Raw genomic sequence first — 13,777 nt, 5'->3', positions numbered from 1 at the left:
GGTGATGCGTTACAATGAAAATGCGGATAAAGTGATCGCAGCCGTTAAAACAAAAATGACTGAAGTGCAAAAAGGATTGCCCGAAGGTGTAACTTTTAAAACCTCTTACGACCGGAGTACTTTAATTGCTGAAGCCATTGCATCAGTAAAAGGAACCCTGATAGAAGAAATGATCGCAGTATCGATTATTGTGCTGATTTTTCTGTTTCACTGGCGCAGTGCAGTGGTAATTTTAATACAGTTGCCCATCTCTGTAGCGATTGGGTTTATCCTGCTTGATGCATTCGGCATCTCCTCCAACATCATGTCGTTAACCGGTATTGCGCTGGCCATTAGTGTAGTGGTAGATGACGGCATTGTAATGGTGGAAAACAGTTACCGGCATTTGAGTGAAGCGCAGGCGGCGAAGAGTTATAAGGTATGAGTTATAAATTATAAATGTGGCAACCCGATGCCGTTGTGGATATAATATAAAGTAAATAGTCAACCAATGGTGTTTAAACAAAATAAAAATTTACTGACTTCCGAAGAGCGAATGGCGATTGTTTTGAAAGCATCGAAACAGGTTGGCCCGGGAGTATTTTATTCAACTATTATTGTGGTCACTTCTTTTTTGCCGGTATTTTTACTTACGGGTATGGAAGGAAAGCTGTTTCATCCCCTGGCATTTACAAAAACTTTTATCCTGCTGGTAGATGCTTTTTTGGCAATTACGCTGGCACCGGTATTGATTTCTTTTTTTCTAAAAGGAAATTTAAAACCCGAAAGTGCCAACCCCATTACAAGAACATTGGAAAAAATTTATACACCTATTTTAAAATGGTGTTTGCAATGGCGCAAAACCATCATCGGTATCAACCTGGTTGCGCTGGCCATTGGTGCAGTTATGATGACGCGTTTAGGTTCTGAATTTATGCCGCCGCTGGATGAAGGTTCTTTACTATTTATGCCGGTTACTTTGCCCGATGTATCAAACTCAGAAGTAAAAAGATTATTGCAGGTACAGGATAAACTAATTACCACCATTCCCGAAGTAGCTCATGTACTGGGTAAGGCGGGCAGGGCAAATACTGCTACTGATAATTCGCCTATCAGCATGATTGAAACCATCATTTTATTAAAGCCAAAAAATGAGTGGCGGACAGGTATTACCAAAGATGAAATCATCAATCAGTTAAATGCTAAAATGCAGATACCCGGTGTAACCAATGGCTGGACGCAACCTATTATTAACCGCATCAACATGCTGTCAACCGGCATTCGTACGGATGTTGGGCTGAAGGTATATGGCCAGAACCTTGACACCATCAATGCCTTTGCACAAACCATTAAAAAACAACTGGAAGGGATTGATGGGGTAAAAGATTTGTACGTAGAACCCATTACCGGTGGCAAATACATTGATATCATCATCAAAAGAGAAGAGATAGGAAGGTACGGATTGAGTGTGGATGATGTAAATGCCGTAATTGAAATTGCACTGGGTGGGATGAAACTGACCACCACGGTGGAAGGTCGTCAGCGTTTTTCTGTAAATGCCAGATATGGCCAGGATTTTCGCAATAACCTGCAATCATTGAAACGACTGCAGGTACAAACCATGAGCTTTGGCCCGGTACCTCTGGAAGCTGTTGCAGATATAAAATTAACGGATGGGCCGCCCATGATCAATTCAGAAAATGCCATGCTGCGGGGCACTGTTTTATTCAACGTCAGGCAAAGGGATTTAGGCAGCACTGTAGAAGAAGCACAGGCTAAATTAAATCAGCTAGTTAATAAATTACCCAAGGGATATTACCTGGAATGGAGCGGCCAGTTTGAAAATCAGTTGCGGGCCAACAAAACATTGATGTTGATAATGCCGGTGGTAATTCTTATCATTTTTATCGTACTGTATTTTACATATCACTCCATTAAAGAAGCCATGGTAACCATGATTACCGTTCCGTTTGCATTAATTGGTGGCGTGTTTATGGTGTATTTCTATGGAGTTAATTTATCTGTTGCAGTAGCGGTTGGTTTTATAGCCTTGTTCGGTATGGCAATAGAAACTGCTATGTTGATGACCATCTATCTGAACGAAGCAATGCAGAACATGGTGGCAAAATACGGTAATTCAAAAGATACCATTACACCCGCCATCATCCGCGAATTTGTAATTGAGGGCGCAGCAAAAAGGTTGCGGCCAAAATTAATGACGGTGTCTGTTGGGTTGTTTGGTTTGATACCCATTTTATGGTCAACCGGCGTGGGCAGCGATATCATGCGCCCCATAACCATACCGCTGATTGGTGGTACCATCACTTCTACTATTTATGTATTACTGATAACCCCTGTTATTTTTGAAATGATAAAAGAAAGGGAATTAAAAAGAAAAGGTAAAATTGAACTGATCGATGTTAAAGAATAAACTATTACTCGTTCTCTCCAGCCTGATTGTTGCAGGCAGTGCCAGCGGCCAGGTGTTAAAGCTCAATGCAATCATTGATAGTATTGTGGTATTACATCCTGTTGTGAAAATGTACGACAACGAAATTCGCTCTATGGATGAAGCGGCTAAGGGTGCCAAAAGCTGGATGCCGCCCGAGTTTACTACTGGTTTGTGGATGGTACCTTACAATCCCGCACTTTGGAAAAAAGGCAATATGGCACAGACTGGCATGGGGCAATACATGATTGGCGGGCAGCAAATGCTGCCTGATAAAAAGAAGCAAAATGCAGATGCGGCTTATATGAACGCCATGTCATCTGTAGAAAAGGAAAAGAAAAATGCCTCTTTAAATGAACTTGTAAATGCTGCAAAAGGATATTATTATGACTGGATCATACTAAAAAAGAAATTGTTGGTGTTGCAGGAAAATCAAAAAATACTGGATTTTATGATTAGGAATGCAGAGATCCGCTATAAGAACGGCCTGGGCAAAATAGGGGCGTACTATAAAGCAAAAGCCGAACTGGGCAAGTTGCAAAATATGCAGCTGATGATAGAAAATGACATCAAAGAAAAACGCATTGGCATCAATACACTGATGAATAAAAATGCCATGGACAACTTTGATATTGATACCGTGTACCAGGTAAATGATTATTCAACATTGGTATTTGACAGTTTACTTTTTTATAACAACCGCAGCGATTTAAAAGCCATTGATAAAGATATCAGTCTTACTTATTTAAAACAGGAAACAGAACGCCAAAGCCTTAATCCTCAATTCGGCATCCGTTATGAACACATGTTTGGTTTTGGTGGTTCACCAATGCAATATTCATTGATGGGCATGTTAAAACTGCCGCTTGCAAAATGGAGTTCTAAAATGAACAAGGCCAATATCGAAAGTCTGAAATGGAAAGCCAATGCACTGCAATCACAAAAAGAAATGATGGCCAGCGAATACAGCGGGATGGCCTACAGCATGCGCAATGAAATGGCGTTAAAACAAAAACAATTAAAATTATTTGAAGACAATATTATTCCGGCATTGCGTAATAATTATAAAACCATGCAACTGGGTTTTGAACAAAATACTGAAGAATTGTTCATGCTCTATGATTCCTGGGAATCTTTAAATATGACACAAATAGAATGGCTCGACTTGTTGGGCCAGGTGCTAAAATTACAGGTATCAATAGACAGGTTAATTGAAAAAAAATGAAGCAATTAAAAATTATAATAATGCTATTCCTGCTGCTTGCCGTTTCAGGTTGCAAAAATAAAAAGCCTGTGTCTACAGTACAGGAATCTTTGCCAGACAAGGAGATTTACACCTGCTCCATGCATCCTCAAATAATAAGGGACTATCCGGGAGATTGTCCTATTTGCGGAATGAAACTGATAAAGAAAGTAACAACCGGAGTTAAAGTTGCCGAAGTAACTCTTGACGCTTTATTAAAACCTACCAATGAATTTGTATTGACTTCAATACCGGTAATCACTATTCAAAAAAAAGAAGAAGCCATTGAAATTGAAGCACTCGGCAATATTGCGTATGATACAAAGGAAGTTGGCAATGTTTCATCCAGCGTGGACGGAAGAATTGAAAAACTTTATGTACGTTATCGCTTTCAAAAAATAAATATCGGGCAGCATATCATGGATATTTACAGTCCGGAATTACTGACTGCCCAGGAAAATTTATTATTTATTTTAAAAAATGATGCTTCCAATATAAGCCTTATCCAGGCAGCAAAAGATAAACTATTATTGCTCGGTATCAGCAACCATCAATTGCAGCAGGTAATTAAAAATAACAAGCCGGCCTTCACTGTTGCCGTATACAGTAAGTATGCAGGGCACATTCATGAAGCATCTGCAGGTGGCCCAATGAATACTACTTCCACTGGTATGAAAGACATCGCCCTTCTTACAGAAGAACTGGCTTTAAAGGAAGGGATGTATGTACAAAAAGGGCAATCTTTTTTCACAATTTATAATCCTGCAAAAGCCTGGGTATTGCTAAATATTTATGGTGATAACCAGGAATTTGTAAAACTGGGAAACAGGGTAAATATAGTACCAGAAACCACGCCCGATAAGGGTTTTAGCGGGGTAATACATTTTATTGAACCGTTTTACCGCAAGGATAGTAAAACATTAACGGTAAGGGTTTACTTTAACAACAACAGTTTAAAAATTCCTATAGGCGGCCAGGTAAGCGCCACAATTTTTGGCAATACAAAAGATGCATACTGGCTACCCAAAGAAGCTGTTTTGTCGTTGGGTATGGATAAGGTTGTTTTTAAAAAAAGTGGAGGCGGTTTTAAGGCACAAAAGGTAAATACCGGTATGTTGCATAACAACCTTTTGCAAATCATCAGCGGTTTATCTGCTGCCGATTCTGTTGTGGTAAATGCACAATATTTAATGGACAGTGAAAGCTTTATCAAAGTAAAAAATTAAGGCATGAAAAAAAATATTTTTGTACCCGGCCATAGTCCTGCGATGTTGCTTCACAGGCGTCGCACTCTTGTACATTTGGTTCTTTTTGCAGCCATGGTTTTAGTATTTATCGTGTCAGCAACCTCCTGTAAAAATAAGCAGGCGTTGGCAAAAGAATCTGATATATACTACACCTGTTCAATGGATCCTCAGGTTATTGAACAAAGGCCGGGAAAATGTCCCATCTGCCACATGGAACTTACCGCGGTAAAAAAAAGCAATAGCAAAAACAAAGACGAAATTTTACTGAGCGAACAACAAATACAACTGGGTAATATTACAACAGACACCATTCGTACCGGAAGTATTGGTGATCAGTTGATATTAACAGGTACGCTGAATTTCGATCAGATGAAAGCTTCTTCCGTTAGTTCAAGGGTAAAGGGCCGGATAGATAAATTGTACTTTAAAAACATAGGTGATTATGTGCCAAAAGGTGCGCCATTGTATGATCTGTACAGCGAAGAATTAAACAACGCCCGGCAGGAATATTTATTGGCCGTTGACAGAAAAAGTATTTTCGCAAATGAAACCACCATTGCCTTTGATGAGTTGCTGCAAAGTGCTAAAAATAAATTACTGCTGTGGGGCATGAGTGAAGCACAGGTAAATGAACTGGTTAAAAATAAAAAGACAACAACCACCACTACTTTTTACAGTACCGCACAAGGCTATATTACCGGGATGGATTTACGGGAAGGTGATTACGTGATGGATGGTGGCAGCATTGTAAAACTGGCAGATCTTTCTACGTTATGGGCCGAAGCACAGGTGTATACATCCCAGCTAAATGCGATTGATTTGAAAGGTACGGCAACAGTGCAATTACCAGATATGGATGGCAAACAAATTAAAGGTACTATTGAGTTTGTAAACCCCGAGATCAATCCTGACACAAGGATCAATTTAATACGGATTGCCATTGCCAACCCCGGCAAGCAATTAAAACCCGGCATGCCTGCCTACGTACTATTAAAAAGCCGGAAGCACGCTTCGCTTACATTGCCTGTGAACGCAGTTTTGAGGGATGGAAAAGGAGCAACGGTTTGGGTAAGAACCGGCGAAAAATCTTTTACTTATAAAATGGTGGAAACAGGTTTGGAAACCGATGACCGCATAGAAATTAAGTCAGGTTTAAATGCCGGCGATGTGGTAGTGATAACAGGGGCCTATTTATTACAAAGCGAATATATTTTTACAAAAGGTTCCAACCCAATGGAGGGAATGAAAATGTAAACAATGCAGTGGTTCTTCGGGTGTACAAGTAATAACATTTTTATATTCTCCGAAAAGACGTTTTAACTATATTATCTTTTTAGGAGTGTAAGTTGGTAATGTGCAAAAAAGTTACGGCTCATCAATTTACAGGAGTAGTAACAAAAAGAAAAAGGGCAGATTTTTGTGTATACGGATTGTTACTATTTTTTAAACGATTTCTTTCAATGCCTCACAAAACGTTTTCATTTCAGCAAGGGTACCCATGCTCACCCTGCACCATTTGCCGTTAAAATGGTGCCATCAACGGCGGTTGTAAAGCATAAGTTCTTTGTAAGAAAGATAACGATTTTTAAAATCCGGCAGTAAAAACTTTTGCAATACCGGAGTAAAAAAATGCCCTGGTAATGAAGCGTCAGAAAGGTATTTTTCCGTCTTGGTTAAATGTAACTTGAGTTGAGTTATAAAAAATACATTCATTATTAAGTCAAGGCATTTTTGTTTATTTGTTTTCCAGTAACTTAACGTATGAAAATTTTGTATGGCATAGCCGGATTTACAATTGGAGTATTGGCAGGGCTTTTGTTTGGGGTGCTTGAAACTAAGTTGTTAATACACCTGCATCAACAAACCGTCATTCCGTTTGTGGTGGGGGCAACCGTTTTGGTTTGCATCCTGACGGGTGTGATAACCGGTATCAAAACCGGTAAAAGATAGAGCGCTGTTATCTACTACGAGGACTTTTTTTTAAATTCGGAAAAACGATTGATTAATTTTTTAATAACAAATTCGCTTTTGTTGGTACAAAACCTGCCGGCGTATAAAAAATATTCAATGAAACAATCCTTCTTATTTGTTAGTTTTTTATGTTCAATTCTTTTTGTAAGTCTTGCATCTTTTGGTCCCGGTAAAAATACAAACCTTATTCAGGATGTGTTAAGCCAAACCAACTTATTTAGAAAATCAAAAGGTTTAACTGAACTAATGCTGAAGAATGAACTTAATGCAATTGCGCAACAACATAGCGCCAATATGGCGAGCGGACGTGTTGCATTTGGCCATGATGGTTTTGCAAAAAGAAATATGATTGCAGGTGCAGCTATCAGCCAGCTTCATAGTTTTGCAGAAAATGTTGCTTACGGGGCAACCTCGGGTAAACAGGTTGTAAGCTTGTGGAAAAGTTCGCCGGGCCACCGCCGAAACATGTTGGGTAATTATAAATACATTGGCATCGGTATCGCCAAAGATAAACAGGGTCGTTTCTTTTATACAGAAGTTTTTGCCGGGTAAATATTGTATGCCACTTTTCAAAGTTTACTATACTTATCATTTTGCCTGCACTAATTTTATTGTAGCAATATTTACCGGGATAAAAATAATCTCCACGTAAATGGTAAAAATGAACGGTCAGGATCAATTATAATCCTAATAGTTGTGAGGTAAGTAAATAGAATAATTCGATAGTTCAATTTTTTAGTGTAGGTAATTACGACAATAATTTTGCCGCATCTTTTGCAAAATATGTTGCAATCAAATCAGCGCCTGCTCTTTTAATGGAAGTTAAACATTCCAGCACGGCTTTGTCTTCATGTAGCCAGCCCATTTTTGCGGCGGCTTTTATCATGGCGTATTCGCCGCTTACATGATAGGCACTCACAGGAACGTCCACAGCATTTTTTACTTCGCGGATAATATCGAGGTAGGCCATCGCTGGTTTTATCATTACTATGTCGGCACCTTCTTCAATGTCCATCAGGGTTTCCTTGATGGCTTCTATGCGGTTGCCATAATCCATCTGGTAGGTTTTTTTATCGCCAAAACCAGGGGCTGAATCAAGGGCATCCCTGAAGGGACCATAAAAGCAGGAAGCATATTTGGCACTGTAGGCCATGATGCCTGTTTTAATATAATTGTTTTGTTCCAATGCTTCACGGATAGCGCCAATTCTTCCATCCATCATATCGCTGGGGGCAACAATATCGGCACCCGCGGCTGCATGGCTCAGGCTCATTTTTACCAGTGCTTCTACTGTCGGGTCATTTACGATTTCTCCGTTGTCAACAATGCCGTCATGCCCGTACACAGAGTAGGGGTCCAATGCTACATCGGTCATCACAATCATTTCGGGCAGGGCATTTTTTATGGCTTTGATGGAACGCTGCATCAGCCCGTCTGGGTTCCACGCTTCTTTGCCAGTATTATCTTTGGTGTCATCAGCTGCTTTTACAAACAACAAAACGCTTTTGATACCCATGCTCCATAATTGCTTTACTTCTTTAACGGTACCATCAATTGAATACCGGTAATATCCGGGCATAGAAGGAATTTCAAATGCTGTATTTTGACCTTCATCCACAAACAATGGTGCAATAAAATCAGCCGGTTTTAAAGTTGTTTCTGAAACTAAACTTCTGATCGAAGGATTGGTTCGTAAAATTCTGTTTCGTCTTTGCAGGTACATAATCTTTGTGATTTACTATTTTTAAATGCATTACTATTTTTAGAATTGTTAACAGGCAGCTGCTTTTTTAATCAGTCATCTTCACTCATATTAATGGATGATTTAATCCAATCAATGGGATGCAAACAAGCTTGTAATAATTTATCTTCTTCACTGCCCGGTATTGGCTGGTAATTGTAGTCGAACCGAACGGTAGGAGGAAGGCTCATTAAAATACTTTCTGTGCGGCCATTTGTTTTTAATCCAAAAATGGTACCCCTGTCATGCACTAAATTAAACTCCGTATATCTTCCTCTTCTTATTTCCTGCCAGTACTTATTTTCAGCAGTATAAGATAAATGTTTTCTTTTTTCTACAATAGGAATATAGGCTTCCATAAAAGCATATCCAGCCACTTTTGCTAAGCCAAACCAACATTCAATGTTCTTCTCTGTGGATGGTTTTTTATAATCGTAAAAAATGCCGCCAATGCCGCGACGCTCGTTGTTGCGATGAGTGTTTACAAAATAATCATCACATACTTTTTTAAAGTCGGGATAAAAGGAAAGGTCAAATTGGTCGCAGGCATTTTTATAGGTTTGGTGAAAATGTTTTGCATCTTCCTCAAACAAATAGCAGGGCGTTAAATCTGTACCACCACCAAACCACCGGTCAATTGTTTCGCCGGATGCATTGTAGAGTTCAAACATGCGATAGTTGCAATGCACCGTTGGTACAAAGGGATTGTGTGGATGGATCACCAAACTTAATCCACAGGCAAACCATTTGTCGCCGTTGATTTTTAATTGGGTTCTCATCAAATCCGTTACATCACCAAATACAATAGAAGTATTAACACCGCCTTTTTCAAATAAATTCCCGTTGCTGAGTACCCTTGTTTTGCCGCCACCGCCTTCGGGCCTTTCCCAGGCATCTTCAATAAATTTCGCCTGGCCATCACATGCTTCCAGGGCATAGCAAATGTCATCCTGCAACTGGTGAATGAATTGTATCCATTTACCGGTAACGCCTTCATTGAAGAAAGTATTATTTGAAGTTGCTGAATTTTCTACACTCATACTATTTTGAGTTGATGTCGATAAAATTTTAATAGCCTCAATTAACTAATGTATTATAAAGTTGAAAGCCAAAGTTCCACATTGAGTTGATGTTGAACGGAGCGTCGCCACTGAAGCTTCATCAGGGTTATTGGATGGTTGTATAATTCTATTTTTCACTACCACACCACCGGCTTTGTTTACCTTTAGCATTGATGCACCAGTATCATCTGTACCCTGCGACTGGCTTTACTACCCCGTTAAAAACGTTCGCCCTTTCATGGCTGCTTTTGATATTCCTTTACCGCATCTACAAAAGCCCTTGCATGATCTACCGGAACATTGGGTGTAATGCCATGGCCCAGGTTGGCGATGTATCGTTGTGTGCCAAATGCATCAATCATTTCTGTTACTGCTTTTTTGATATCGGGTATAGGTGCCAGTAACATAGAAGGGTCAAAATTTCCCTGTAAGGTAATTTTGTTACCGGTTAATTCCCTTGCCATTTGTGGCGAAACACACCAGTCGATACCAAGTCCGGCGGCACTGCTTTCACTCAGTTCTTTCAATGCATACCAGCTTCCTTTCGGAAATAATATTACAGGTACTTCTTCTTTTAATGCATCAGCAATTTGTAACAGGTAAGGTTGCGCAAATCGTTTAAAATCCGCAGGGCTTAGCGATCCGGCCCAACTATCAAATACCTGCACCGTATCTGCACCGGCCTTTGCCTGCAGCTTTAAATATTGTATTGTAATATTGGTAATTTTTTGCAAAAGCTGGTGCGCCAGCGCCGTTTGTGTATAAGCAAACTGTTTTGCTTTGTCCCAGGTTTTACTCCCTTTGCCTTCCACCATGTAACATAAAATGGTCCAGGGTGCACCGGCAAATCCAATCAATGGTACACGGCCATTCAATTCTTTTTTTGTAAGTGCCAACGCATCATACACATACTTCAAACTTTCCTCTGCACCTTCTGTTATAAGCGCATCAATATCCTGTTGTGATTGAATAATTTTTGGTAATGATGGCCCTTTGCCTTCTTCCATTAGTACTTCCAAACCCATTGCCTGCGGTATCACTAAAATATCGCTGAAGATAATTGCTGCGTCTACACCTACCTGATCAACCGGCTGCAACGTAATGGCAGTAGCCAGTTCAGGGGTTTGCACCCTTGCAAAGAAATCATATTTTGCTTTTAGTTTTAAATAATCCGGTAAATAGCGGCCTGCCTGGCGCATCATCCATACCGGTGGCCGTTCAACCACTTCTCCGCGAAGGGCTCTTAAAAGAAGATCGTTTTGTATCATTTGTTTTGTGTATAAGACCCTGCATGTTCTCCATGCCCCGGGCTATTTGAAAGTTTTATTTGTTGCGGTTTATTCTTTCCTCACCCACATTCTCTTTAAAGCAGAAGAAGCCTGTTCCTGCTACTTCAAAAATATTTTATTTACCACTTGTTTTCTAATTATTAATTATCAATTAATAATTTCTCACCTAAAATATTCCATCATCGTCCTTACCAAATTTTCTTTACCCGGTTGGTTGCTGATAATAATTTTATTGGTTGAATATTTTTTTATTTCGTTTGCCGTAGTATCCCCGATGGCAAATATAACAGTAGAGGCAGGCAATTTATTTTTAGTAAAAAAACTCGCCACCGCACTGGGACTAAAAAATAATATACCCTGGTATATTTTATCAATAAGATGGGTAACAGCGATGGTTTGATACACACTGACTTCATTTATATCAATACCATTGCTGTGCAAAATTGCAGGCAATTCATCCCTGCGCTGATCGCCACAAAAAAATGTTACTTCTTCAATGCTGGTATCTGCTGCAATTAATGTTGCCAGTTCTGCCGCACTGTTAGCAATACCTGCTAACTGGTGTTGCCCAAAATATTTTTTTACCAGTTGTTTGGTCGTATTGCCCATGCAATAAATACTCCACTGCACCGGTTGCCCATATAAATAATCGGCCACTGCTTCAACCGCATTCATACTGGTAAAAACTACGGAGGTGGTCAATAAAGCAGCTTGTTCAATTTCCTGTTGTACGTCAATATTTTTAATAGCTTCTGTTTCTATAAAAGATATTTCATCAATCACGATGTGCTGCACCAAAGCTTCTTTCACCAAAGCTTCCTTCAATGGCCGGGTGCATAATATGTTGATGTTATTTTGCATTGCGAATAGCCATGGCAATTTTTTCTCCGCCATTTAATAATATTTCTTCTGCCAATTGCTGGCCTGCGTTGCTGGATTGGTTGTAGTCCATTAATTTTTCAATGGCTACTTTTTCTTTTCCGTCGGGCGATAAAATATTTCCCCTGAAATAAATTTTATCTTCCTTTATTTCTGCCAATGCGCTGATAGGTGTTGAGCATCCACCCAATAAAGTTCTTAAAAAATCTCTCTCTATTTTTACGCAGTTGGCGGTGGTTGCATCATTCAGCAATTCGCAGGCCTGCAGGCAATCATCCTCTCCGGCTCTGCAAACCACCATGATGGCACCTTGCGCCGGGGCAGGTAGCATCCAGTCGAGTTCGATAGATTTTTCAGGACGCAGATTGATTCTTTCCAAACCTGCTGCAGCGAAGATGGCGCCCTGCCAGTTATTTTCCTGCACTTTGCGCAACCGCGTATTTACATTACCCCTTAAATTTTCTATTTGATGATGCGGATAACGATTGCGCCATTGCGCCATGCGGCGGATGCTGCTGGTTGCAATGGTAAATGAATGTTGATGCGTAAGGGGTGTATTATTTCCGGATGACCATTGACCGTTTAGATAGCCCAGATCATTTTCTATCAATGATAATTCCTCCTTATAAACAAAAATATCTTTGTAAGAAGCCCTGGGTAAAACAGCCGATTGAACAATGCCCTTGGCCAGTTGTGTGGGCACATCTTTCATGGAATGAACGGCAATATCAATTTTATTATTAATCAGCGCCAGGTCCAGACTATGGGTAAAAATACCCTGCACGCCAATTTCGTATAAGGGAGTCTGTAAGTCAATATCTCCTTCACTTTTTATAAATACCAGTTCTGCCTGCTGGTTATTGGTAGCAAGCAGTTGTTTTACCAATGTTGCCTGCCATACTGCAAGCGGACTTTCCCTGGTGCCTATCCTGATTGTTTTAGTCACGTAAATTTATTTACACTTAGGCAATGTACTCATTAATAGCTTCAATATAATGACAGCCACGCTGATTTTGGTTACGCATTTTTACTGCCATACCGTTAATTACCTTTTGAATTTTTTCTTCTGCACCAACATTCCTGGGGGAAGTAATGTCAGCATACAATGTGTTGATAAAAAGATTGCAGGAATGCATTTGCTCCAACTTTATTTTCATTGCTTTTAAAACAGGCACATTTTTACGCATCTGGTGCCAGTTTAAAAACTCATTGATATGTTCGGCGATGATAGCCTTTGCTTTTGGAATTTCTGCTTCTCTTTTCTGCAGCGTTAAATCTTTTATTTTAGACAGCTCATCTACATTTATCAGCGTAACATTTGGCAACAGATGAGCAGCAGCTTCCACATTGTAAGGGATCGACAAATCTATGATCAGTTTATCGGTACCATTGATAACATGCGATTCCAGAATAACCGGTTGAGCAGAGTTGGTAGCAACCAGGATGATGGCCGCTTCTTCAATTTGCTTTGCTAAAGCTTCCATCGGTGCAAACTGTAAACCCAGTTCTGCAGCAAGCTCAGCGGCTTTGTTTTCTGTACGGTTAATAAGGGTAATATTCCTGGCGCCTAAATAATCTACCAGGTTTTTACAGGTATTACGGCCTATTTTTCCGGTGCCTAATAACAATATTTTTTTATCGTCCAGTTGGGGTACGTTTTCTTTGATATATTGAATAGCCGCAAAAGAAACCGATACCGTGCCACCACTTAGTCCGGTTGTATTTTTAATAATTTTGGAGGATTGTAAAACACCGTTAACAATTCTTTCCAGATAAGGACCAACAAAACCTTGTTCTTTAGAAAATTTGAAGGCTTTTTTTATCTGGCCGATGATTTCATAATCACCCAATATCTGCGAATCCAATCCTGCCGCCACATCAAAAAGATGTTCTATGGCTTTTCTGCCGTTTTTAATAT

11 protein-coding genes and 1 pseudogene are annotated in these 13,777 nt (G+C 39.8%); 6 read left to right on the top strand and 6 right to left on the bottom strand.

The window, feature by feature from the left end:
- Nucleotides 1-4 precede the first annotated feature (4 nt).
- The 6 genes and pseudogenes from H7254_RS06085 (at nucleotide 5) to H7254_RS06060 (ending at nucleotide 7,441) form a co-directional block, all read left to right on the top strand.
- Nucleotides 5-2,410, top strand: a pseudogene (locus H7254_RS06085) (efflux RND transporter permease subunit).
- Nucleotides 2,397-3,653 carry a TolC family protein gene (locus H7254_RS06080; protein ID WP_301932123.1) on the top strand — a complete coding sequence of 419 codons (1,257 nt, stop codon included), beginning with the start codon at nucleotides 2,397-2,399 and terminating at the stop codon, nucleotides 3,651-3,653. Before H7254_RS06085 ends, H7254_RS06080 begins: the two are co-directional and overlap by 14 nt.
- Nucleotides 3,650-4,897 (top strand): efflux RND transporter periplasmic adaptor subunit, encoded by a 1,248-nt coding sequence (locus H7254_RS06075; RefSeq protein ID WP_301932122.1) that lies wholly within the window; start codon nucleotides 3,650-3,652, stop codon nucleotides 4,895-4,897. Before H7254_RS06080 ends, H7254_RS06075 begins: the two co-directional genes overlap by 4 nt.
- Nucleotides 4,898-4,900: 3 nt before the next feature.
- Nucleotides 4,901-6,172 carry an efflux RND transporter periplasmic adaptor subunit gene (locus H7254_RS06070; protein ID WP_301932121.1) on the top strand — a complete coding sequence of 424 codons (1,272 nt, stop codon included), beginning with the start codon at nucleotides 4,901-4,903 and terminating at the stop codon, nucleotides 6,170-6,172.
- 507 nt (nucleotides 6,173-6,679) lie between these two features.
- Nucleotides 6,680-6,868 (top strand): hypothetical protein, encoded by a 189-nt coding sequence (locus H7254_RS06065; protein ID WP_301923138.1) that lies wholly within the window; start codon nucleotides 6,680-6,682, stop codon nucleotides 6,866-6,868.
- Between the two features lie 117 nt (nucleotides 6,869-6,985).
- Nucleotides 6,986-7,441: a CAP domain-containing protein gene (locus tag H7254_RS06060; RefSeq protein ID WP_301932120.1), complete on the top strand. Its 456-nt coding sequence runs from the start codon at nucleotides 6,986-6,988 to the stop codon at nucleotides 7,439-7,441.
- A 196-nt stretch (nucleotides 7,442-7,637) separates the two neighbouring features.
- Here the strand turns inward: H7254_RS06060 and hemB are convergent, their stop codons facing one another.
- The 6 genes from hemB to hemA form a co-directional block, all read right to left on the bottom strand.
- Complete coding sequence (hemB, locus tag H7254_RS06055) at nucleotides 7,638-8,612, bottom strand: porphobilinogen synthase (RefSeq protein WP_301932119.1); 975 nt, start codon at nucleotides 8,610-8,612, stop codon at nucleotides 7,638-7,640.
- A 71-nt stretch (nucleotides 8,613-8,683) separates the two neighbouring features.
- Complete coding sequence (hemF, locus tag H7254_RS06050; RefSeq protein WP_301932118.1) at nucleotides 8,684-9,670, bottom strand: oxygen-dependent coproporphyrinogen oxidase; 987 nt, start codon at nucleotides 9,668-9,670, stop codon at nucleotides 8,684-8,686.
- Nucleotides 9,671-9,927: 257 nt separating this feature from the next.
- Nucleotides 9,928-10,959: a uroporphyrinogen decarboxylase gene (gene hemE / locus H7254_RS06045; protein WP_301932117.1), complete on the bottom strand. Its 1,032-nt coding sequence runs from the start codon at nucleotides 10,957-10,959 to the stop codon at nucleotides 9,928-9,930.
- A 183-nt stretch (nucleotides 10,960-11,142) separates the two neighbouring features.
- The gene (locus tag H7254_RS06040) at nucleotides 11,143-11,874 is read right to left on the bottom strand and encodes a uroporphyrinogen-III synthase (protein WP_301932116.1); all 732 of its coding nucleotides are present in this window, start codon (nucleotides 11,872-11,874) and stop codon (nucleotides 11,143-11,145) included.
- On the bottom strand, nucleotides 11,831-12,805 hold the full coding sequence (hemC, locus tag H7254_RS06035; RefSeq protein WP_301932115.1) for a hydroxymethylbilane synthase: 975 nt from the start codon (nucleotides 12,803-12,805) through the stop codon (nucleotides 11,831-11,833). The genes H7254_RS06040 and hemC overlap by 44 nt, the downstream gene beginning before the upstream one ends.
- Before the next feature lie 16 nt (nucleotides 12,806-12,821).
- The coding region (hemA, locus tag H7254_RS06030) for a glutamyl-tRNA reductase (RefSeq protein ID WP_301932114.1) at nucleotides 12,822-13,777 on the bottom strand (956 nt) is incomplete at its 5' end.

The sequence above is a fragment of the Ferruginibacter sp. genome (genome assembly GCF_014377975.1).
In the GTDB taxonomy this organism is placed as follows: Bacteria; Bacteroidota; Bacteroidia; order Chitinophagales; family Chitinophagaceae; genus Ferruginibacter.
The sequence above is the reverse complement of the archived record's forward strand: the minus strand, read 5'-3'. Positions and strand labels throughout refer to the sequence as shown.